The organism is Nocardia sp. NPDC059240 (assembly GCF_042753865.1).
Taxonomy (GTDB): Bacteria; Actinomycetota; Actinomycetes; order Mycobacteriales; family Mycobacteriaceae; genus Nocardia.
In genome coordinates this window covers 349452-372856 of the sequence record NZ_JBHZAC010000003.1, presented here as the reverse complement: position 1 = coordinate 372856, position 23405 = coordinate 349452, and the positions used below count along the sequence as shown (strand labels likewise).

At 68.6% G+C, this 23405-nt stretch carries 9 protein-coding genes (1 of these 9 only partly in view); 7 read left to right on the top strand and 2 right to left on the bottom strand.

Annotated features, from left to right (window positions below; all coding sequences use genetic code 11):
• The first annotated feature begins 43 nt into the window (after window positions 1-43).
• Window positions 44-2128, top strand: coding sequence for a phosphocholine-specific phospholipase C (locus tag ACFXHA_RS11910; RefSeq protein ID WP_379355670.1), 2085 nt, complete (start codon window positions 44-46; stop codon window positions 2126-2128).
• A gap of 43 nt (window positions 2129-2171) precedes the next feature.
• Window positions 2172-3302, top strand: coding sequence for a hypothetical protein (locus ACFXHA_RS11905; RefSeq protein ID WP_379355668.1), 1131 nt, complete (start codon window positions 2172-2174; stop codon window positions 3300-3302).
• A 13-nt stretch (window positions 3303-3315) separates the two neighbouring features.
• On the opposite strand, the gene ACFXHA_RS11900 is transcribed toward ACFXHA_RS11905, so the two are convergent.
• A complete protein-coding gene (locus ACFXHA_RS11900; protein ID WP_379355666.1) occupies window positions 3316-4998 on the bottom strand; it encodes a hypothetical protein in 1683 nt (560 codons plus the stop codon).
• Window positions 4999-5269: 271 nt separating this feature from the next.
• On the opposite strand from ACFXHA_RS11900, the gene ACFXHA_RS11895 reads away from it, so the two are divergent.
• Entirely contained in the window at window positions 5270-5968 is a 699-nt protein-coding gene (locus ACFXHA_RS11895) for a hypothetical protein (protein ID WP_379355664.1), read from the top strand.
• A gap of 133 nt (window positions 5969-6101) precedes the next feature.
• Entirely contained in the window at window positions 6102-9245 is a 3144-nt protein-coding gene (locus ACFXHA_RS11890; protein ID WP_379355662.1) for an FAD-dependent oxidoreductase, read from the top strand.
• A gap of 114 nt (window positions 9246-9359) precedes the next feature.
• On the opposite strand, the gene ACFXHA_RS11885 is transcribed toward ACFXHA_RS11890, so the two are convergent.
• The gene (locus ACFXHA_RS11885; protein ID WP_379355660.1) at window positions 9360-9641 is read right to left on the bottom strand and encodes a transposase; all 282 of its coding nucleotides are present in this window, start codon (window positions 9639-9641) and stop codon (window positions 9360-9362) included.
• 408 nt (window positions 9642-10049) lie between these two features.
• Here ACFXHA_RS11885 and ACFXHA_RS11880 point away from each other — a divergent pair, with 408 nt between their 5' ends.
• The 3 genes from ACFXHA_RS11880 to ACFXHA_RS11870 form a co-directional block, all read left to right on the top strand.
• Window positions 10050-11756 carry a fatty acyl-AMP ligase gene (locus ACFXHA_RS11880; protein ID WP_379355658.1) on the top strand — a complete coding sequence of 569 codons (1707 nt, stop codon included), beginning with the start codon at window positions 10050-10052 and terminating at the stop codon, window positions 11754-11756.
• On the top strand, window positions 11753-13093 hold the full coding sequence (locus tag ACFXHA_RS11875) for a MupA/Atu3671 family FMN-dependent luciferase-like monooxygenase (protein WP_379355656.1): 1341 nt from the start codon (window positions 11753-11755) through the stop codon (window positions 13091-13093). The genes ACFXHA_RS11880 and ACFXHA_RS11875 overlap by 4 nt, the downstream gene beginning before the upstream one ends.
• A 79-nt stretch (window positions 13094-13172) precedes the next feature.
• Window positions 13173-23405 carry the 5' end (the start) of a non-ribosomal peptide synthase/polyketide synthase gene (locus tag ACFXHA_RS11870; protein WP_379355654.1) on the top strand. Its footprint extends 18105 nt past the window's final position, so only the first 10233 of its 28338 coding nucleotides appear in the window; its start codon is at window positions 13173-13175; the stop codon falls past the right edge of the window.

The following is a 23405-nucleotide window of genomic DNA, read 5'->3' as shown; positions in this document are numbered from 1 at the left end:
ATCTGTAGCGATACAAGGTTAACCTCGTGGCCAGGGTGGGGGCGTGCGTCGGTTACGGGGCGGTGTAACCGTTTTGGCGATCTTTGTCAGAGCGGGAGTAGGCGTCTTGTCACCTTTGAATCGCCGGGGTTTTCTCGGTGTGTCGGCTGCGGCGGCGGCCGGTGTTGTTGCTGGTGGAAATTTTGGGGCGGGGGCCGCGGGGGCGGCGAGCGGGACCATTGCGGATGTCAAGCATGTGGTGATCCTGATGCAGGAGAACCGGTCGTTTGATCATTATTTCGGGACGCTCAAGGGTGTGCGGGGGTTCGGGGACAAGGCGACGATCCAGCTGTCCGGGGGGAACAGTGTGTTCAATCAGCCCAATGGTGGTGGGCGGCAATATCCTTGGGCGTTGAGCGCGGCCGGGTCGGAGAACGCGGCGCAGTGCGACGGGGATCTGCCGCACGCCTGGGCGGATCAGCACGCCGCGTGGAACAACGGGCATCTCGACGCGTGGGTCGCGGCCAAGGGCAGCGCGCGCACCATGGGATACCTTGGGCGCAAGGACATTCCGTTCCATTACGCGCTGGCCGACAACTGGACCATCGGCGACGCCTACCACTGCTCGGTGCTCAGCGCGACCGGACCGAACCGCACCTACCACTGGAGCGGCTGGATCGATCCGGCCGGCACCGCGGGCGGGCCCGCCAATGACGGCGGCGACGAATCCGGGCTGAGCTGGCAGACCTACGCCGAGGCGCTGCAGAACGCGGGTGTCAGCTGGAAGCTGTACCAGAACGCGGCGGACAACTACGGCGACAACGCACTCGCGTACTTCAAGCAGTTCGCCAATGCCGCACCCGGCAGCCCGCTGGCGGTCAACGGCATGGGTTCGGTGCCCGCGACCACCGGCAAGACTCCGGACGACATCGTGGCCGCGATCAAGGCCGATGTGGTCGGCGGCAAGCTGCCGCAGGTGTCGTGGATCGTGTCCGACCAGTGGTCGTCCGAGCATCCCGACGCCCCGCCGAACAATGGTGCGCACTTCGTGCACAACGTGATCAACGCGCTCAACGCCGATCCGAATGTCTTCAACTCGACGGTGCTGATCGTCAACTACGACGAGAACGACGGCCTGTTCGATCATGTGCCGCCGCCCGTCGCGCCCGCGGGCACCGCGGACGAGTTCCTCAACGGTGTTCCCATCGGCCTCGGCTTCCGGGTGCCGCTGATCGTGGTCTCGCCGTGGACGCGCGGCGGCTGGGTCAGTTCCGAAGTGTTCGACCACACTTCGGTGCTGCGTTTCCTGGAGACCTGGACCGCGGCGCTGGGCAAGAAGGCCACCTGCCCCAATATCAGCGCCTGGCGGCGGGAGGTGTGTGGCGACCTGACGGGCATGTTCAACTTCGCGTCCCCGGTCACCGGATTGCCGACGCTGCCGGACACTTCCGCGGTGATCACGACGGCCACCTGCTCCGCCCAGGCCAATCCGTCGCCCACCACGAACGCGCTCCCGGCCCAGGAGTCGGGCACTCGTCCGGCCCGCGCGCTGCCGTATCAGCCCAACGCCTGGCTCGACCACTTCACCTTCGGCACCAATGGTGAAGCCCGCGCCTGGATCAACTTCGCCAATGCGGGTACTCCGGCGACCCGCGCGGTGCATTTCGCCACCTACGCCAACGCATTTCGCAGTGGCGGGCCGTGGCAGTACACGGTCGGCGCGGGCGGCAGCACCAATGACTTCTACGAGGTCGGCACCGGATACGGCAATGGCGCTTACGATCTGACGGTCACCGGCCCGAACCGATTCCTGCGCCGCTTCCAGGGCAATGTGACCAAGCCGGGTAAGACGGTCGCGGTCGCGACCTCGTATTCCAATGCGCCCAATACCGGCAAGCTGGCGATCTGGTTCGCCATGACGAACTCCGGCACCTCCTCGGTCACCTTCACCATCAAGGCCAATCAGTACCGCACCGATGGGCCGTGGACGTACACGGTGGCGGCGGGCAAGTCCACCAGCGACTACTTCAACGCCATTGCCTACAACAACGGTTGGTACGACTTCACCGTCACGGTCAGCTCGGATTCGAGCTGGTCACAACGATTCACCGGGCATCTCGAGATCGGCACGGCCAGCGTCAGCGGCTGAGGCCGGATCCCCAGGGCGACTCACAGCGGAACAGAAGGCACTCGTGGAACCAACCGACAGCAACGAGCTCGGCCGGGACGATTCGGCCGCGGCCCCGTTCATCGTCAAACCCCGCAGCAACCTGATCAAGCACCTGCCGCGGGCCGTCGCGGTCACCGCACTGCTGACGCTCACGGTGGCGGCGGTGGCCGCCGCGGAACCGAAGGGCGCGGATCGGTTGGGGGATCGCAAGGCCTCCTCGACTACCGAAAAGCTGAGTACGCAACTGGATTCGACGACGGCCGGGGATATCGGCGACACCTCCGAGACCCCGAGCGATGTGCCCGTCCCCGGTGACTCGGGGGATCCGGCGGCCTCGTCGGATGATCCGGGCACCGGGCCTATCACGATGGTCGACACCAGCACACCATTGACGACGGATACGACCACGGACAACCCGGTCACGACGACGGACACACCGGTGACGACCACTGATACGCCGGTGACGACGACGGATCCTTCGACGGGAGCCAGCCTTTCGGTGACGCTGAGCGCGGGCGCCAACCTGTCCCTGCCGCCGCTCCTGCCCACCGATGTGAACTCGTCCGTAGTGACAACGGTGGTGACGACCACGGATCCGGTCGTCACCACCAGCCCGGCTCCCACCTCGGACCCGTCCACCACGACCCCCGTCATCGTGATCAGCGGGCCGGGCGTCACGCCGACGACGTCGCCCGTGACCACCACTCCGGTCACCACGACGCCGGTGGCGACGACCACGCCGGTGGTGACCACGACGCCGGTGGCGACGACCACGCCTGTCGTGACCACGACGACCCCCGTCGTGACGACCACGCCAGTGGTGACCTCCGCACCGGTCGTGACAACGGTGCCCGGAACACCGGGAAAGACAACGACTCCCGGCACGCCGGCACCGCCGGTCACGACCACCCGGTGTGTGCCGCCGCCTCCCACACCGACCACGAAGCCGGGCACGTCATCGGCCAAACCGACCCACGTCGCCCCGCCGGTAACCACGACGCCGCACCCGCCCGCGCCGCGTCCGGCCATGCCCGTGGCGACGACCCCGCATCCGGTCACGCCCGCTCCACGTCCGCCCGCGGTGACGACGACCGCAAAGCCTCCGGTGGTCGCGCCGACCACGACCCCCAAGCCCCTCCCGCAGTGCGGCTAGGGGACGGTCCGCGCTACCAGTGCCGGCCGAAGCTGGTCGTCGGCACGTCGCCGCGGCCGTGACGTCCTGGCTTCGGGAAACGAGTCCGGGTAGGCGGTGCCGTTGTCACGGTCGGCGCTACCGTCGTCGGTGACGGTACCGCGGTAGCCGAAGATGGCGGCGCTGTGGTCGGTAGCACAGTCGTCGGCAGTGTGGGCGTCGAAGACGTTGTGGGCGTGGGTATTTCGGTGCCGCTGTCGGCAGGGACGGTGGTGTCCGGTGTGGTGGCGGGTTGGGTCGTTTCGGGCGGGGTCGTCTCGGACGTGGTCGGTGTGGTGGTCGCTGCGCCGTCCGGTGTGAAGGTCGCGGCGGTGACGGCGCCGTTGGCGTCGGTGGTGAGGGTGACGGGGTTGGGCTTGCCGATCAGGGCCTGGCAGTTGAGGTTTCCGAAGGTCTGCTGTGCGCGCATGGCCAGGAAGGTGAACAGGTTCGTCGCGGCGGCGGGATCCACCGAGGGTGCGGCGGCGAAGATCTGCTGATCGTTGAATACGCGCTGGACGCCGTTGGCGGTGGTGAACAGGTTGGTGCAATAGGTCGCGCCGTCACCGTCGTCGCCGGTGTGGGTGCGCCCGTCCGCGGTGATCCGGCTCCCGCCGCCGGTGCCGGGAACGGTTGCGGCGTCGTCGGTTTCGACGGCATCGGCGCCGTCGCCGTCCTCGTCGCGGTCGCGACCCCGGACCAACCCCTGGTTCACGCCCTGCCGGTAGAGATCGGTTTTGAGGACGCTGGTCGCGCCATTGTTCAGAGTCATCGGGTCGGTCAGCGGTACGAGCGCGATCGGAGCCTGCTGGTTGGCGGCGGCCGAGAGTTCGTCCGTCGCAAGGGCAGGGGTCGGTTGCCGGTCGGCGGACTGGTTGGGCACCATCCAGGGCGAGCAGCCCAGTGCCGGGTCGATGAATCGGCTCAGCAGTAGATTGTCACTGCCGTTGGCCAGATCCGCCGCATTGGCGAGCTGCGCGGTGTTGGCGGCATCGAGCTGGGCCGTCTGCCCGTTCGCGGTGGCCAGATAATGCGTGACCACATTGTCGCTCTGGTCCTGATCCACCACCACGAAGTCGCGGACGGTCGGGCAGGGCAAGCCGTCCTTTGCCGTGCCGGTAGCGGGGACGACGAGCCGGTGGTCGCCGATCCTGCGATTGGCGGCCCGAAAGAACTCGCGCGCATTGCAATACGCGAACTGCCCGAAGATCGAGCCGTGCCGCAGGCCGTTGACACAGTGGCCGCGCGTAAGACCGTCGGTGCCGTCTGCCGCCTTCAACGTCAGGTTGGCCCCGTTGAAACCGAACCAGATGCCCACGGTCGCACCGCGATTCACCTGCGCGGGCACCGGCGTGACGGCCGGTTGCGTGCCCTGGTCGACGACCAGTGGGTCATAGGTGGTGAGCGTGCCGTCCTCGGCCAGGATCGCGGCCTCCACGAAGGCCGACTGATTCGGGTTGGCCTCGTTGCAAGGGCCGGCCGCCGGATCGGTGGCGACCAGTTGGTAGGGCGTAGCCAGTCCCGCTGCGGATAACGGGTCGGCGGGCACGATCAGTGCGCAGTTCTGATTCGGCGCGGCGGGCGCAGCCCCTGCCTCACGTCCGCCGTCGACGACCAATACCGCGCCGACCAGCAGGGTTGCGGCCGAGACGGTGGTCGCGAATTTCCTTCCAAGCACGAGATTCACCTCGGGAGATCGAGAATCGGCAATCTCGGTACTATCACGGACCGTGATTCGGGAGCGGCCGAGATCTTCGGATACGCGTGTGCGTGGCCCATACGATAGGGATGTCGGAGTGTGCCCGGCAAGGGTCGTCTCATACTGGAATTCCACTATGGAGTTATTGGAGATTCCGTTACTGGACGCATGTTTACATCTCCTCTGCATCGCACGATCATGGTCACCATCGCACGACACTCCACCGAGATCTGGAGATGAGGAAACCACTGTGCATATCTGGAAAACCCTTGTGACCACGGCCTTGACCATCGTTGCGCTCGGTGTCTGCGGCGGCGGGGCCCACGCCGGGCCGATTGTCGATCAGGCCGTGCATTTCACCGCCAGAAACGCTCCCGAAGGCGCCATAATTTCGACCGATGCGGGCTCGATGGGCGTCGAAGACGGGGTGTTCAAAATCAAGGCACCGAATGGGGACACCGTCGCGGGCGTCGACCTGAAATTCCGCGTCGACGATTTCGAATTCCCCATCGCGGCCGATGTCGCCGATCACACCGCGACCCTCACGCCGCAATTGGACATCGACCGTGCCGTCTATCGCCCGGTGGCACTGCCCTTCGAGGACAGCAACCAGTTCAAGACGCCGTTCGATCGGGAGCAGGCCGCCTTCAACCGCATGAAGGACACCATCATGCTCGGTGCCAGCGGCGGCACCCTGGCTGGCGGTATGGGTGGCGCGGCCGTGGGCTGCCTGCTCGGCGGCATCGCGGGCGCGACCGTGGCGGGCGCGACGATCATCGGACTGTTCGGGCCGATCCTGCCCGCCGCGCTGCTGGGCTGCCTGGGCGGCATCGCGGGCTTCGGCGCGCTGGGCACGCTCGCGGGCCAATTGCTGGTGACCGCGCCGGTGGCCGTGCTCGCGGCCGTGCAGTATTTCTCGACCATCACGCAACCGTTCCTGGGGAGGTGATCGACACAGACTCGCCACGAGCGTCGGGGGCGGCCTCCACATCGCGCCGAAAAATGTCGCCCTCGAACGCATTTCGCTGTCCGCCGAACCCTGGTCTTCGATATCCGCCGATTCGATTCCGAAATGAGAACCCGTGATCGAGCTCCCCGATTCCTACGACGGCGACGGCATGCCGACGCTGCCTTCACCGCGAGTATCCGCCGGGCACAAGGAATTACGGCGGTTCAGCCGTCGGCTCGGGGTCGCGGGCGGGCCGCCGTTGCTCGAGATTCGGGAGCCCGGGCGGCCGCCCCGCCTGCAACGCCTCGGTGGCCCGACCACGATCGGCCGGTCACATCACGGCATCCGAGTGACGGATCCCGGTGTCTCGCGCGAACATCTGCGCCTGGTGCCCAGCCCGACGGGACTGTCGCTGGTCGATCTGGGCAGTCGCAACGGCACCTGCGTCAACGGTGCGCGGCTGACCGGGCGGGTGACGCTCGACGCCGGTGACGTGATCGAAATCGGCGGCACGCTGATCGCGGTGCTGTACGCGCCATCGGCCGATCCCGATGGGCCGACCGACACTGCGTCGAACACGAAACCGGCCCGGACACAACATGTCTCCGCACGCCCACCGGGCGCCTGGCTCACGATGGCGAATCGCCTGCTGGGCATCGACCCGGCCGGGCGGCGACCGCCGTTCCCGACCGTCACCGAGCTTCCTGCCCGAATCCCCGACCGGCTCTGGCGGTACGTCCGAATCGCCAGTGTCGCAATCTATATCGGCGATATCGTCGCCATGTTCCTCGCGCCCGCGCTCGGACTCTTCGTCTTCTTCGGCATCGTTGTCCCCGTGCTGCCCGCGCTGTTCCTGCTCGCCCCGGGAGCGTGGCGCAATGCCTGCCCGCTGGCGGCGGTGAATCAGCTTGCGCGCGTTCGCGGTTTCGGTCGTGGCAAGCCACCGCCGGCCTGGCTGCGCTCACGTGGCTACCTGGTGTCGGTGACGTCCTTCTTCGCGATCGCGGGTGCGCGCCTGGCGGGCCTGGACCGCAGCGGGGTCGCCGCCGGGATCGTGCTGGCCGCGGTGCTGGCGGCCGCCTTCGCCGGTGGGCTGCTGTATCAGGGCAAGAGCGGTTGGTGCAGCACCATCTGCCCACTGTTCGCCCTGCAGCGCGCCTACGGGCAGACGCCGTTCGTGACCGTGCGCAACGCGCATTGCCGGCCCTGTGTGGGTTGCGCCAAGAACTGTTTCGATCTGCGGCCGCGCAGCGCGTACCAGGCCGACCTGGCCGATCCGGCCGCGCTGTGGAACGGCCCGCGTCGCCTGTTCGCGGCCGCGCTGCCGGGGTTCGTCCTCGGCTTCTTCGTGCTGTCGCGCTACGACGGACTCGCTGTGGTGCAACGGCTTGTGCTGCTGGCGCTGTTCATGACCGTCGCCGTCGCCGCCTACTTCACCATCGATACCTTGACCCGGCTGAGCCCGGCCATGCTCAGCGTGGGCGCGGCCGCGATCGCCCTGAACGTCTTCTACTGGTTCACGGGCGCGTCGCTGGCGCATTCGGCATCGATGCTGTTCGGCGTCGATCTGTCCTGGCTGCGCTGGCAGATTCGGGGCACGATGCTGCTGGTCACCCTCTGCTGGGTCGCGCGCACCCGCGTCGTCGAGCTGCAGTACGCGGTGCACACCGGGGTTCGCGCCGAACCCGTGCTGTTGCCGCTCCCGCGCCCGCGCGGCACACGGACGGCCGAAACACCCGCGCTGTCGGTGTTTTTCGATTCGACGCCGGTCGAGGGCGGTATCGAGCCGGGCGCGAGCCTACTCGAGATCGCCGAGCGCGCGGGTCGGCGCATCGAATCCGGCTGCCGCATGGGCGTCTGCGGGGCCGATCCGGTGGCCGTGCTCGAGGGAGCCGACGCACTGTCGGTGCCGGGCCCCGACGAGCTGAACACCCTGCGCCGCCTGGGTTTCGCCGATAACACGAGAATGGCGTGCTGCGCGCGCCTCGACCGCGGCACCGTGCGGGTCGCGCTGACGCCGCAGCCGGGTCACGTACCGCCCAGTGCCCCGGCACGTTTCGACCGGTCGATCGTCAGCGTGGTGGTGATCGGCAGCGGCATCGCGGGCGTGACGGCCGCCGACTTCATCCGCCGCGGCCATCCCGACTGCGAAATCCACCTCGTCGGCCAGGAATCGCACGGCCCCTACAACCGGATGGGCATCTCGCGGCTGGTGTACGGCCGTTCCGCCATGCGGGGATTGGCCCTGCTGCCGGAGGGCTGGTACGAGCGCAATCGCGTGACAGCCTGGCTCAACACACTGGTCACGGACGTGGATGTGCGAACCCGGCAGGTACGGCTGGCCACCGGACAGTCCCTGCCCTACGACCGGCTGATCCTCGCGACGGGCGCGCGCAGCTCGACGCCGCCCATCGACGGGCTCTGGCGCCCGGGCTGTTTCGCGCTGCACGAGGCCGACGACGCCATGCGCATCCGCTCCTATGTGCAGCAGTTCGGCTGCGCCGACGCCGTCATCGCGGGTGCGGGTCTGCTCGGTGTGGAGATCGCCGCCGCGCTGAATCGGCTCGGGCTCGCGGTCACCGTCCTCGAACGCGGCGACCATCTGCTGTCGCGCCACATCGACGCCCGGTGCGCGGATCTGCTGCTGAATCACCTGTCGAGCCTGGGCATCCGGGTGTTGTGCCGCGCCGAATGCGAGCGGGTGACCGGTGATCCGGCGGTACACGGTGTCGAGCTGGCCGGTGCGGGGCGGCTGCCGTGCGACCTGTTCCTGACCGCCACCGGGATTCGGCCGAACACCGATCTGGCCTGTGCCGCAGGCATTCCGGTCGGGCGGGGGATCCTGGTCGACGATCGGATGTGCACGGGTGTGCCGGATGTGTACGCCGCCGGCGATGTCGCCGAACATCGCGGGCAGGTGGTCGGGCTGTGGCCGATCGCGGCCGAGCAGGGGCAGGTCGCGGCGGTCAACGCGCTCGGCGGGAACCGTTCGCTGGCCGAGGTGGCGCCGGCCGCGATCCTGAAGGATGTCGGACTGGAGCTGTTCGCGCTGGGCGTGGTGCATCCGCAGCCGGGTGGCGAGGTGATCGTGGTCGATCGGCCGGGCTCGTATCGCCGAGTGGTGCTGGAGCGGGGGACGGTGGTGGGAGCGACTGTCCTGGGGCATCATCCGGCCGATGTCGCCGCCGCCCAGCACGCGATCCGCACGCGCGCACCGATTTCCGTGACCGCACGCAATGCGCTGTATGCCGGTGACTGGTCGGTGCTGGCGGGCTGACACCGCCGCGCGATCAGGGTGCCCGGACGCTGATCAAGGTGCCCGGAAAGCCGAAAGCGCCCGCCGTGACGGCGGGCGCGGCAAGTCCCGGAGCCGGTACCGGTGGCTCCGGGACTAGGGTAGTGCCGCGACAGCGTCCTCGAGTTCCGCCCGACCTTGCCGCAGCTGGATGACCTCTCGTTCGAGGTCCTCGATACGGCGTTGTGCGGCAGCGAGTTCCAGTAATCCGCCCCGGGTCAGGGGAGCCTGTCCGGTCGCGATCAACTCCTGGCGTCGCCAGTTGTAGATCGTCTGCTCGGCGATTCCCAGGTCCGAGGCGACGCGCGAGACGGTGCGGCCAGTGGAGATCAACTCGAGTACTTTGCGGCGGATTTCTGCTGAATAGCGCTTGGGCATGGAGAGTCTCCTTAGGCGGTGTCGGTTATCCATCGGGAGAGCGCATCGGGGAAGCCCCGAGATGTATTTGTAATGAAAAGGTGATTACTTCTACCTTCAAGTGTTACCTAGACGATAGATTTTCGCAGCTGGATCGGTCAAGGATTTAAAAGTAGTGGAATTCCATTTAAGAAATTCAACGACCGGTCGGTCCTTTATCGCGGCCACTCAGCCAATTAAATCCATCCGAATGCAACACTCCAGGTCGCCGACACGCGACGGTTGGCCCTATCGTTGCCGTGTCCCCTTCCGGCGGCCAAGATGGGGCCTGGACTGTTCTGTCAGCTGCTCTTTCCGCTAGTAGCCGTTTCACTTCTTTTGATTGCCGGTTGTGGTGTGACGGTCGAGGATCCAGGAGGAGCCAGGCGTATGCAGAGATCGAGAAGGAACTCGCAGGGCCGCCCGGCTACCGACCCCGGCACCCTGGTGGACATTCTGTCCGCGCGAGTGCTCGATACCCCGCATCGATCGGCCTATGTTTTCGCCAACCGTCGCGAGGATCGGGAGGTCCTCGACCATCGCGACCTCTGGGAGCGGATCGCCGGGCTGGCCGAACGCATCATCGCCGAAACCGCGACCGGCGACCGGGTCGCGTTGTTGTGCCCGCCCGGACCCGATTTCGTGTGCGGCTTCTTCGCCTGTCTGACGACGCGCAGAATCGCAGTGCCGGTTCACCTTCCGATGTCGGCGCAGCAACTCGCGACGCTGGCCGCGATCCTGCGCGACAGTGGCGCGGCGGCGGCGATCGCACCGCTGTCGGTGGTGCCCGTCGACAGCGAGCGGCTCGGCGGCATCCGGGTCATCGACAGCGAGCAGGCGGGCCGTGGCCTGGGCTACGAGCCGGCCGATGCGCCGGGGCCCGACGATATCGCCTTCCTGCAGTACACCTCCGGATCGACCGGGACGCCCAAGGGCGTCATGGTCCGGCATGCGAACCTGATGGCCAATCTCGGTCTGCTGCGCACGAAATATCAACTCACGCCGGATCATTCGATCGTCTCCTGGCTGCCGCCCTATCACGATATGGGGTTGATCCAGGGCGCGTTGCTGCCGATGTTCGCCGGCTTCCCCGCCACGCTCATGTCGCCCATGACCTTCCTGCGTGATCCGCTGAGCTGGTTGCGGGAGATCGCCGCGGGGGAGCGGGTGGTCGCGGGCGGCCCCAATCTCGCCTACGGGCTGTGCGCGAAGCGGGTCACCCCGGAGACGGCGGCGGAGCTGGATCTGACCGGCTGGGATATCGCCTTCGTCGGCGCGGAGCCGGTGGATCCGAATACCTTGCGGGCGTTCGTCGATGCGTTCGCCGTCAGCGGTTTCCGGGCGAGCAGTTTCGCGCCCATGTACGGGCTGGCCGAGTCCACCCTGTACGTCAATGGCGGGGACCGTGGCGCGGGTGCGCGTTCGCGCGGCTTCTCGGCGGCCGATCTGGAGGGCGGGCACGCGATCGCGAAACCCGATGGGCGGGAGCTGATCAGCGTCGGGCCGGTGGGCCCGCAGATCGCCGTGGTCGATCGGGAGACCGGTGCGCGCTGCGCGGCCGACCGGATCGGTGAGATCTGGTTACGCGGCCCGAGCATTACCGCCGGCTACTGGGACAAGCCCGAGCAGACCGCCGAGACCTTCGCGGCCACCATCGCGGGCGAGGACGACACCCGGTACCTGCGCACCGGTGATCTCGGATTCGTCTGCGACGGCGAGCTCTACATCTCCGGCCGCAGCAAGGAACTGATGATCGTGCACGGCCGCAATATCTTCCCGCAGGATGTCGAGCGCACCATCCTGTCCGGCCATCCGCACATCCGGCCGGGCGGCTGCGCGGTCTTCGCCGCCCAGGTCGACAACCAGGACCGGGTGCTGGTGGTCGGCGAGCTCGCCGACGGCCTCCCCGCCGATCAGATCGCGGCACTGGAGGATTCGATTCGCGACGCGGTCAGCCGCGAGTACGCGGTGAGCGTGCACCGGGTGGTGTTCGTCGGCAAGGGCGAGGTGCCCAAGACCACCAGCGGCAAGATCCAACGGCAGCGGCTGAGCGAAACCTTCTCCACGGCCACGGAATTCCAGGGGAGCGTGCGATGACCACAACACCGTCCGACAGCGCGACCGTGCTGGAGTTCTTCGTGGGCTGGGCGGCCGATCGGCTCGAACGCGAGCAGGTGGACCCACATTCGCCGCTCACCTCGCTGGGATTGGATTCGGTCAAGGCCGCCGAACTGATGACGATTCTCGAGGACCGCTACGACACCGAGATCACCGCCGAGGACATCTTCGACGGCCTGAGTCTGGCCGATGTCGCGGCCATGGTCGACGGCCGTGGCAACGGGCACGGACCGGGGGAGCCGCACAACGGGTCTCGGCCCGGGCAGCAACCGCGACGCCGCGAAATGGACTTCAGCCTGCTGTTCTTCGCCAGCGATGCGCAACAGCACACGGCCGGGCGCTACCGCCTGCTGCTCGACAGCGCCCGCTTCGCCGACGCGCACGGATTCCGGGCGATCTGGATCCCGGAGCGGCACTTCCACAGCTTCGGCGGCCTGTATCCGAACCCGGCGGTGCTGGGTGCGGCGCTGGCGACCGCGACCGAGCGGGTGCGCATTCGCGCGGGCAGTGTGGTGCTGCCGCTGCACAATCCGATCCGCGTCGCCGAGGACTGGTCGGTCGTGGACAACCTCTCGGGCGGCCGCGTCGACGTGGCCTTCGCCACCGGATGGAACGCCGACGACTTCCTGCTCGCACCGGACAACTACGCCGATCGGGTCGAGATCACCCGCGCCGGAATGGATACCGTGCAGCGGCTGTGGCGCGGCGAATCGGTTACCCGGCCCACCGGGACCGGGGAGCCGCGCGAGGTGCGGATCTTCCCGGCGGCGGTGCAGCCGTCCCTGCCGACCTGGCTGACCTGTAGCGGCGGCATCGAACGTTTCGAGATGGCCGGGGCGCTGGGCGCGAATGTGCTGACCGCGTTGCTGTTCCAGGAGGTCGACGAGCTGGCGGCGAAGCTGGCCGCCTACCGTGCCGCGCGGGCGAGCCACGGCCACGATCCCGACGCGGGCACCGTCACCGTCATGCTGCACACCTTCGTGGGTTCCGACGAGGCGAAGGTGCGCGCCACCGTGGAGGGACCGTTCAAGCGCTATCTCGAGGATTCCGTGGACCTGTGGCGGCGCGGCTCGGAGGCGCTCGACAGCCTCGACGCCAAGACCCGTTCCAAGGTGCTGGATTTCGCCTTCGAACGCTACTACCGCAATAACGGCCTGTTCGGCACGCCGGAATCCACGGCCGCGATGGTCACCCGGCTGCACGAGATCGGCGTCGACGAGATCGCCTGCCTCATCGATTTCGGCATCCCGGATGCCGAGGTGCTGTCCGGTCTCGAGGCGCTCGCACGACTGAAGTCCGCGGCGCTGTCCGTGTAGGAAAGCGGTCTGTCCGTCTGGGGAGCGGCACAGTCCGTGTAGGGAATCGTTCACCCGTTTCGAGACGCAGGAGCCGTATTTGACCGGGCACAGTTCTGTCGTTTTCCCGTTGTCGGCTGCGCAACAGGGCATCTGGTACGCGCAACAGCTGACGGGGCCGACCCCGATCACCAATGCCCTGTGTATCGATCTGCACGGCGACCTCGACGTCGAACTGCTGATGGCCTCGCTGTGGCAGGTGGCCGGTGAGTTCGGAGCCGCGCGGCTGCGGGTGGTCGAGACCGACCACGGGCCGATGCAGACGACCGACCGCCCGCTCGACGAGCCGACCCGGCTGCTGGATCTGCGTGCCGAACCGGATCCGATTGCGGCGGCCGAGGATTGGATGCGCGCCGAGTACAGCGCGCCGGTGGACCTGCACCGAGATCGGCTGATCGCGACCGCCGTGCTGCGGGTCGGCGAGCGGCACTGGCTGTGGTACCTGCGCGCTCACCACATCGCGATGGACGGTTTGGCCGCCATGACCTTGCTGGCCCGGGTCGGCGAGCTCTACACCGCCGCCGTGCAGGGCACGCAGCCCCCGGCGGCGCGCGTGCAGGGTCTCGCCGATCTGGTGGCCGCCGACGAAAAGTACCGGGCCTCCGACCGTTTCACGACCGACCGCGAGTTCTGGCAGCGGCAGCTGGCCGGGCTGCCCGCGCCGGTCAGCCTGGCCGGGCGCAGTGCGCAGGCCGACGCGCACCCGATCTCGGTGAGCGGGGTGCTCACCGCCGAGACCGCCGAACTCCTTGCCGCCGTGGTCAAGGCGACCTCGGTCAATCCGGCCGTACCGATCCTGGCCGCGTTCGGGCTGTTCCTGGGCCGCATGACCGACAGCGACGACATCGTGCTCAGCCTGCCGGTGTCCGCGCGCGTCACCACCGCGGCCCTGCGCTCGGGCGGCATGCTGGCCAATACCGTGCCCTTCCGGATCACGACGGGTCCGCGCGGCACCGTCGGCGAACTGCTCGAGGCGACCCAGCGCCAGCTGATCGAGGTGATGCGCCGGCAGCGGTACCGCCAGGAGGACATGTTCCGCGATATCGGGCGGCTCACCCCGCAGACCCAGGTGTTCGGGCCGTACGTGGATCTGATGATGTTCGACACCAAGGTGGTGCTGGGACCGATCACCGGACGGCTGCGGGTGCTGACACCGGGACTGGTGTCGGACCTGTCGGTGAGCGTTTACGCGGGTGCGGGCGAGACTCCCGACTCGACCGCCACCCGGCTGGATTTCGTGGCCAATCACGCGCTGTACACGCCCGAAGAGATTGCGCGCCACCACGATCGGTTCCTGCGTTTCCTGCCGGTGTTCCTGCGGGCGATCGCCGAGCCCGCGACGCTGGTTCGCGATGTCGAGTTGCTCGCCCCGCATGAGCGCGACCGGGTGCTGCGGGAGTGGATCGCTACCTCGGTACCGATCGACTCCGCCGCTACTCTCGTCGAGATCTTCCGGGAGCGGGCGGCCGCGACACCAGCCGCTGTGGCCGTGGTCGATGGTCGGCGGCAGATTACCTACGCGCAGCTCGAACAGCGGGCACGGCGGTTGGCGGCGGTCCTGGCGGCGCGTGGAGCGGGGCCGGAAACCCTGGTGGCCGTGGCGCTTCCCAAGGGCAGTGCGCTGATCACCGCCCTGCTGGCGATTCTCGAGACCGGTGCCGCGTATGTGCCGTTGGATCCGACCTCCCCGCCGGAGCGGATCGCCTACATCCTGGGTGACGCGGCCCCCGCGCTGGTCCTGTTCGACGACAGCACTGCGGATCTGGTCGCTACCGGGGAAACTCCCCGACTGCACATCGATGCCGTGGACGCCGACGGCCCCGCCGTGTTCGGTGCGGTGGCCCGGCCCGGCAATGTCGCGTACGTCATCTACACCTCCGGCACCACCGGAAAACCCAAGGGCGTGGCGGTAACCCACGCGAATGCCGTCTCGCTGTTCCGTAGTACGGAGTCGTGGTGCGGATTCGGCGCCGACGATGTCTGGACCTGGTGCCACTCACAGGCTTTCGATTTCTCGGTGTGGGAGATCTGGGGCGCGCTGCTGTATGGCGGACGCGTCGTGGTGGTGCCGCGCGAGGTGGCGTACTCGCCGCTCGAGCTGTGGGAGCTGATCGTCGAGCAGGGCGTGACCGTGCTCAACCAGACCCCGTCGGCGTTCTACGCCCTGATCGAATCGCGGCGTGGCGCGGTGGATGACCACTCGGCGCTGCGGCTGGTGATCTTCGGTGGTGAGGCGTTGGACCCCACCCGGTTACAGCGCTGGCCGGTCCTCGATCGTCCGGACGCGCCCCGGCTGGTCAATATGTACGGCATCACCGAGACCACGGTGCACGTCACCGAACAGCCACTGGGACAACAGCATTGGCGCGGAGCTTCGGGTGTGAGCCCGATCGGTGTGCCGCTGGCGAATCTGCGTACCTACGTGCTGGATTCGTGGCTGCGCCCGGTGCCGGTGGGCGTCGCCGGTGAACTGTATGTCGCGGGTGCGCAGGTGGCGCGCGGATATCTCGCCCGCCCGGGGCTGACCGCGTCCAGGTTCGTGGCAGACCCGTTCGATCCCGCCGGTGGTCGTCTCTACCGCAGTGGTGATGTGGTCCGCTGGACCGAGCCCGGGGTGCTGGAATACCTCGGCCGCGCCGACGAGCAGGTGAAGATCCGCGGCTACCGCATCGAACTCGGCGAGATCGAATCCCTGCTCGCCGCACAGGATTGCGTCGCGCAGGCGGTGGTCGCCACGCATAGCGTCGGCGCCGAGGCGCCGGGTGACACCCAGTTGGTCGCCTACCTGGTCCCCGATCCCCGCTTCGCCACCGCGGCGGCCGCCTGCCTGCGGCTGCAACGCGACGGCGTGATCGCCCCCGAGGAACTGCACGAGCTGCCCAACGGCATGCCGGTGGTGGGCCGCAACCGCTCGAATATCGAATTTCTCTACGACGAGATCTTCGAGACCGAGGAATACTGCCACGGCGGCGTCACGATTCCCGAGCGCGGCACCGTCGTCGACATCGGCGCGCACGTCGGCCTGTTCTCCGTCTTCGCCAAGCGGAAGTCGCCCGGCGTCAAGATCTTCGCGGTCGAACCGATGCCCGAACTGCGGCGCATGTACCAGGCCAACGCCGCCCTGCACGACCTGAACGCCACCCTGATCCCGTACGCCATCGGCGCGGAGGCCACCACCGACACCTTCACCTACTACCCGGAGATGTCGGTGCTGTCGGGTCGCGGCGCCGACAGCACGGTCCAGCACGACATTCTGGAATCGTTCATTCACAACGAATATCGGGCGGAGACACAGGAACTCGGTGACAGCCTGCTCGATCAGCTGATCGCCGACCGCCTGGACTGCGTGCAGGTCGAGGTCCCCATCCGCACGCTCTCGCACATCATGGACGAGTACGGGATCGAGCACATCGACCTGCTCAAGCTCGATGTGGAGGGCAGCGAACTCGATGCGCTGCACGGCATCGAGGAACGGCACTGGCCGCTGGTGGATCGCATGGTGATCGAGGTCCACGATGTCGAGGACCGGCTGGCCCACATCGAGAAACTGCTGGCGCAACGGGGATTCGAGGTCGAGGCCCGAATCTCCCCGAATGTGATCGGCACCGACCTGCACATCGTCTACGCGCTGCGCGCCACCCTGGCCGCCACCCCCGCCGTCGTCGACGATCGGCGCGCGGCACTGCTGCGCCCGCACGAGACCTGGAGCGCCCCTGCAGCCTTGGGCGCACTGGTGCGCGAACAGTTGAGCGCGCGGCTGCCCGGCTACATGGTGCCCGATGTGGTGATGGTGCTCGATGCCCTGCCGTTGACCGTGAACGGCAAGGTGGACAAGGCCGCACTGCCCACGCCGGTGGTGGCGCGCGCGACCTATCGGGCCCCCGCCACCCCGGTGGAGGAGATCGTGGCCACCGTGTTCGCCGAGGTGCTCGGCCTCGAGCGGGTCGGGGTGGACGACGACTTCTTCGTACTCGGCGGCAATTCGCTGTCGGCGACAAGGCTTTCGGCGCGACTGTCCGATGGCGTGGGTGTGCCCGTCGCGGTCCGCGATGTCTTCGAGGCCTCGGCGGTGGCGTCCCTGGCCGGTCTGCTGGCCGCCCGGGTCGCGCAGGCCCCGGTGGTGCCGGAGGGACCGCGTCTGGGTGCGCGCCCGCGCCCGGAGCGGGTACCGCTGTCGTTCGCGCAGCAGCGGATGTGGTTCGTGAACCGTTTCGACCCGGAATCGCTCGCCTACAACATTCCGATGGTGATCCGCCTGTCCGGTGCGCTGGACGTGGCGGCCCTGGGCGCGGCGGTGTGGGATGTGCTGGCACGACACGAGGTGCTCCGCACCCGGTATCCGGATGTCGACGGGGTGCCGTACCAGGTCGTGGTGCCCGTCGTGGAACTCGATGCGGCACAGCTGGATCTGACACCGGTCGCGGTGAGCGAGTCCGGACTGGCGTCCGCCATCTCCGAGGCCGTCTCGACGGGATTCGATGTAGCCGAGCAGGTTCCGCTGCGAGCGAGCCTGTTGTCCACCGGCGATACCGAATTCGTGCTGGTGCTGGTGGTCCACCACATCAATGCCGATGGCTTCTCGATGGCCCCACTGGCGCGTGACCTCGCGGCGGCGTACACGGCCCGCCACGATGGGCGGCAGCCGGACTGGCAGCCGCTGCCGGTGCAGTACGCCGACTACGCGCTGTGGCAGCGGGAGTGGTCGGGAACCGGCGACGATCCGCAATCACCGCTCGCGCAACAGCTTCGGTACTGGTCGGCGCAGTTGAACGACCTGCCGGAAGTGGTGGCGTTGCCGACCGATCGGCCGCGCCCGCCGGTGGCCTCGCAGCGCGGCGCGACCCACGCCTTCGCCCTCGAACCCGCCGTGGTGGCGGGCATGCAGGCGCTCGCGCACACTCGCGGCGCGACACTGTTCATGGTCTTCCACGCCGCGCTGGCGGTGGTGCTGGCGCGGCTGTCCGGTGGCGGCGATATCGCGGTCGGCTCGCCGGTGGCCGGGCGCGGTGCGGCCGAATTGGACGGGCTCATCGGCATGTTCGTCAATACCGTGGTGCTGCGCGCCCGGGTCGACGAGTCCGCGCCGTTCACCGACCTGCTCGGCCACATCCGGGCGGTGGACCTGGATGCCTTCGCGCACGCGGACGTGCCGTTCGAACAGGTCGTCGAGGCCCTGGATCCCCCACGCAGTCAGGCGCATCACCCGCTGTTCCAGGTGATGCTGGCCTTCCACAACCTCGATCAGGCCCGCCTCGAACTGCCCGACGTGGTGGTGAGCGCCGCGGGCGCGGACACCGGTATCGAGCGCTTCGACCTGACTTTCACCCTGACCGACAGCCCGGATCGCGACGGTGTCATCCCGGTCGAACTCGGTTACGCCACCGACCTTTTCGACCCGTCCACGGTGGCGGCGCTGGCCACCCGCCTGGTGCGGGTGCTACGGGCCGTGACCGCCGAGCCGACCGTCCGGGTGCGTGAGCTCGAGGTCCTGACCGCGCCCGAGCGTGACCTGCTGGTCGGTGCCTGGGGTGGTTACGACGATGCGGACGGTCCGGAGCCGGTGACGCTGCCCGCATTGCTGGCTGCCGCGGTGGCGGGCAATCCCGACGGTGACGCGGTCATGGACGGGGACGCACGGATCTCCTATCGCGAGCTCGACGAGCGGTCGAATCGACTGGCGCACAGCCTGATCGGGCGGGGCATCGGCCCGGAATCGGTGGTCGCGCTGGCACTGCCCCGGTCACGGGACTGGGTGACGGCGGTCTGGGCCATCGCCAAGACCGGCGCGGCCTTCCTGTCGCTGGATCCGGCGCATCCGGACGAGCGGAATCGCTTCGTGTGCATGGATTCCCGGGCCTGCGGAGTGATTGCGCGGGGCGGCCTCGTGGAGTTCGGGCCGCCGGTGATCGACCTCGACGAACTCGACCGGTCCGCTACCGGCACGACGGTCCACCCGAATCCGGCTGTGCACGTGAACAACACCGCCTATGTCGTCTACACCTCCGGTTCGACGGGCATCCCGAAGGGTGTCGAGGTCACCCACGCCGGGCTCGCGGCCGCGGTGGCCGACCATGTCCGGCGCTGCGAGGTCGACGCCGAATCGCGGGTGCTCGCGGTCGCGGCCCGCACCTTCGACGCGGCGATCCTGGAACTGCTGCTCGCGGTGGCCGGGAGCGCGGCGCTGGTGGTCGCGCCGTCGGAGGTGTACGGCGGCGAGCCGCTGCGGGAACTGTTGTGCGACAAGCGGGTCAGCCACGCGTTTGTGACCCCGGCGGTGGCGATGTCGCTGGACCCGGCTGGGCTCGACGAGCTGCAGGTGCTGCTGACCGGCGGTGACCGCTGCTCGGAGCAGCTGGTGGCACGGTGGGCGGGCACCGATACGGCGGGTACCCGCCGGATGCACAACCTGTACGGTCCGGCCGAGGCGACCATCTGGGTGACCGGTTCGGAACTGTTGCCGGAGCACGTGATCGGCATCGGCACCCCGATCCCGGGGACGCACGTGGTCGTGCTGGACGCCTGGTTGCGTCCGGTGCCGGTGGGTGTCGTGGGTGAGCTGTATGTATCGGGTGCCGGGGTGGCGCGCGGGTATCGGGGTCGGCCGGGCTTGACCGCGGAGCGTTTCGTCGCCGATCCGTTCGGTGCGCCGGGGCAGCGGCTGTACCGCACCGGCGACCTGGTGCGGTGGACGGCCGGATCCGAGCCCGGCACCGGGCTGCTGGAGTTCGTGGGCCGCAGCGACTTCCAGGTCAAGGTGCGCGGGCAGCGCCTCGAGCTGGGGGAGATCGAATCCGCGCTCGCGGCCGTGCCGGGTGTCGAACAGGCCGTGGCGGCCATCCACACCTCCACCGGCACCGCGCGCCTGGTCGGCTACGTGGCGGCCGCCCCCGGCCTGGCGCTCGACGCGGAGCAGATCCGGCTGTTCGTGGCGAACCGGCTGCCCGCGTACATGGTGCCGGACGTGGTGATGGCGCTCGATGAACTGCCGTTGACCGCGACCGGCAAGATCGACCGTCGCGCCCTGCCCGATCCCGTCTTCGCGGTTCGCGAGTTCCGCGCGCCCTCGACACCAGTCGAGGAGATCGTGGCCGGTGTGTTCGCCGAGGTGCTCGGGCTCGCGCAGGTCGGTGCCGATGACGACTTCTTCACGCTGGGTGGCGATTCGATCGTCTCGATCCGGGTGGTGTCGAAGGCACGGGCGCGGGGCGTGGTGTTCGGTCCCCGCGACGTCTTCGAGCAGCGGACCCCGGCGCGGCTGGCGAGCCGGGCACGGGTGGGGGAGACGACCGGGGCGGAACTCGCGGAGCTGCCGGGCGGTGGCGTGGGAGAGCTGCCGTTGTCGCCGGTGGCTCGCTGGATGTTGGAGTGGGGCAAGGGGTCCCAGCGTTTCGAACAGCATTTGGTAGTGCTGGTACCGGAGGGCGTGACCGAGGCCGGCATGGTCGCCGCAATGGCCGCGCTGCTGGATCGGCACGACATGCTGCGATCGCGAGTGCGGCGCGACGAATCCGGGGAGTGGACGCTGGTTGTCGACCCGCCGGGCGCGGTCGACGCGCAGGCCGTGGTCGTGCGGTGCGCACCCGGCGCCGATCTGGCCGCCGAGGCGGACGGTGCCGCCGCGCAGTTGAATCCGCTCGACGGCGTGATGATCCGTTGCGTATGGCAGCCGGCTGCCGCCGAACCGGGCCGCATGCTGGTGATCGTGCATCACCTGGCCGTCGACGGGGTGTCGTGGCGGGTGCTGGTCCCGGATCTGATGTCGGCGTTCGCTCAGGTGGCCGCCGGTGAGGTGCCGGTGCTCGAGCCGGTGGGGACGTCGATGCGCCGCTGGGCGCACGGTCTGGTCGAGGCCGCTAGCGATCCGATTCGCGTGCGGGAGTTGGGTCTGTGGCAGGCGATGGTGGCCGGTCCGGACCCGGTGCCGGGCGGGCGTGAGCTGGATCCGGCACGCGACACCGCCGCCACCCTCGACGAGGTGTCCGTCGAACTGCCGGAGCAACTCACGCGCGGACTACTGGCCGAGGTCCCCGCGGCCTTCCACGGCGGCGTCGAGGACGGTCTGCTGGCCGGATTCGCGGTCGCGGTGCGAATGTGGCGGGCGCGCAAGGGTATCGAGGAATCGTCGGTACTGCTGCGGCTGGAGGGACACGGTCGCGAACAGCAGATCGTTCCCGGTGCGGACCTGTCGCGGACGGTCGGCTGGTTCACCTCCATGTTCCCGGTGCGATTCGACCTGACCCAGGTCGATCTCGCGGACGTCACCGCCGGTGGGAATGCGGTGGCGGACGCGGTGTTCGCGGTGAAGGAGACCCTGCGGTCGATCCCGGACAAGGGCGTCGGCTACGGATTGCTGCGCTACCTGAACACCGAAACCGCTGCGGCACTGCCGGATCGGATGCCCGGACGGATCGGGTTCAACTATCTGGGCCGCGTGACGGGCGCCGAAGCGGGTACCGGCGGCATCGGCGACGGCGAGGTGCGTATCGCCCCCGATCCCGATATGCCGGTCACCTTGGCGATCGACGTGAACGCCATCGTGGTCCAGGACCGCCTGCGGGCGAGCTTCCGCTTCCCCCGCACCTTGCTCGACGCCACCGACGTCGAGGAACTCGCCACCCTGTGGACCGAGGCACTAACCGGAATCGTCGAGCATGCCGAAACCGCCGCTGCGGTCGCGCATTCCCCGTCCGACTTCGACCTGGTGACGCTGACCCGCGCGGAGGTCGCCGCACTCGATCGGGCCTACCCGTCGCTGAGCGACGCGTGGCCGCTGACCGGCCTGCAGACCGGTCTGCTGTTCCACGCCGATCTCGCCACGGACGTGGATGCGTATGTGGCACAGCTGATGCTGCGCCTGACCGGCCGTCTGGACGTGACCCGGCTGCGCGCCGCCGCGCAGGCACAACTGGACGCGAATCAGAGTCTGCGCACCGCGTTCACCGCCACCCGAGGCGGCGCTCGCGTCGCGGTGGTCTGCGAGGAAGTCGAACTGCCCTGGCAGGTCGTCGATCTCACCGCTCATCCCGACCCGCAGGCCGGGTTGGCCGAACTGGCCGCAGCGGCCAAGACCCGCCGATTCGATCCGGCACAAGCGCCGCTGCTGCGGTTCACGGTGGCCGAGCTGGGCGGCGATCAGTGGGCGCTGATCCTCACCAACCACCACCTGATTCTCGACGGCTGGTCCTACCCGCTGCTGATCACCGACCTGTTCACCCGTTACGCCACCGGCGCGGGCATCGCCGCCGACTCGTATCGGGACTTCCTGGCCTGGTCGGCGATTCGCGACCGGGACGCGGCCGTGGCGGCCTGGGCGTCGGCCCTCGACGGTGCCGAACCCACCGTGATCGCCGGACCCGACGCGCGCCCCGCCGGTGGCGAGGTGGCCGAGGAATGGCTGACCCTCGACGAATCCGCCGCCCGCGACCTGGCGGCGGTGGCGGCCACTGCCGGGGTGACCCTGCACACCGTGCTGCAATCGGTGTGGGCGATCCTGGTGGCGCAGTTGAGCGGTCGCACCGATGTGGTGTTCGGCGGCACGATCTCCGGCCGTCCCGGCGAGCTGCCCGACGCCGACCGCACGCTCGGACTGTTCATCAATACCGTGCCGACCCGGGTGCGGCTGGATCCCGCCGAGACGGTCGCCCGCCTGTGGGCGCGCATTCAGCGCGAGCAGGCGGCACTGCTCGACCATCACCACCTCGGTCTGGCCGAGATCCACGCACTCACCGGCACCGACCGCCTCTTCGACACCGTGATGGTGCTCGAGTCGTATCCGCTCGACGCGCAACGCATTCGGCAGCTCACCGGCCGCAGTGACCTGGACATCACCGGGATCAACGCGAGCGATGCCACGCACTACCCGCTGACCTGCAGCGTCACCGTGCACGACGGGCTGCGCGTGCGACTGCAATACCGGCCCGACACCTTCGACGCGGCGACCGTCGCCGCGCTGACCCGGCGGCTGCACCGGGTGTTGCGGGCGGTCACCCGCGACCCGGCCGTACCCGTCCGCGCGATCGAGGCGCTGCCGGACCCGGAGCGTCAGCGACTGCTGCGCCTCGGCCTGGGCGATAGCCGCACCGCGCCAACCGATGTGGTGACGCTGCCGGAACTACTGGCCGCCGCCGTAGCCGCCCGACCGGACGGATGCGCGGTGGTCGACGGCGAACGATCCGTCTCGTACCGAGAACTCGACGAACGCTCGAATCAGCTGGCGCGGTTCCTGATCCAGCGTGCGGTCGGCCCCGAATCCGTGGTGGCCGTGGGTGTGCCG

Excerpts from the sequence above, each read along its gene's own strand:
- ACFXHA_RS11885 (WP_379355660.1), bottom strand. The coding sequence starts at position 9,641 with ATGCCCAAGCGCTATTCAGCAGAAATCCGCCGCAAAGTACTCGAGTTG.
- ACFXHA_RS11880 (WP_379355658.1), top strand. The coding sequence starts at position 10,050 with ATGCAGAGATCGAGAAGGAACTCGCAGGGCCGCCCGGCTACCGACCCC.
- ACFXHA_RS11875 (WP_379355656.1), top strand. The coding sequence starts at position 11,753 with ATGACCACAACACCGTCCGACAGCGCGACCGTGCTGGAGTTCTTCGTG.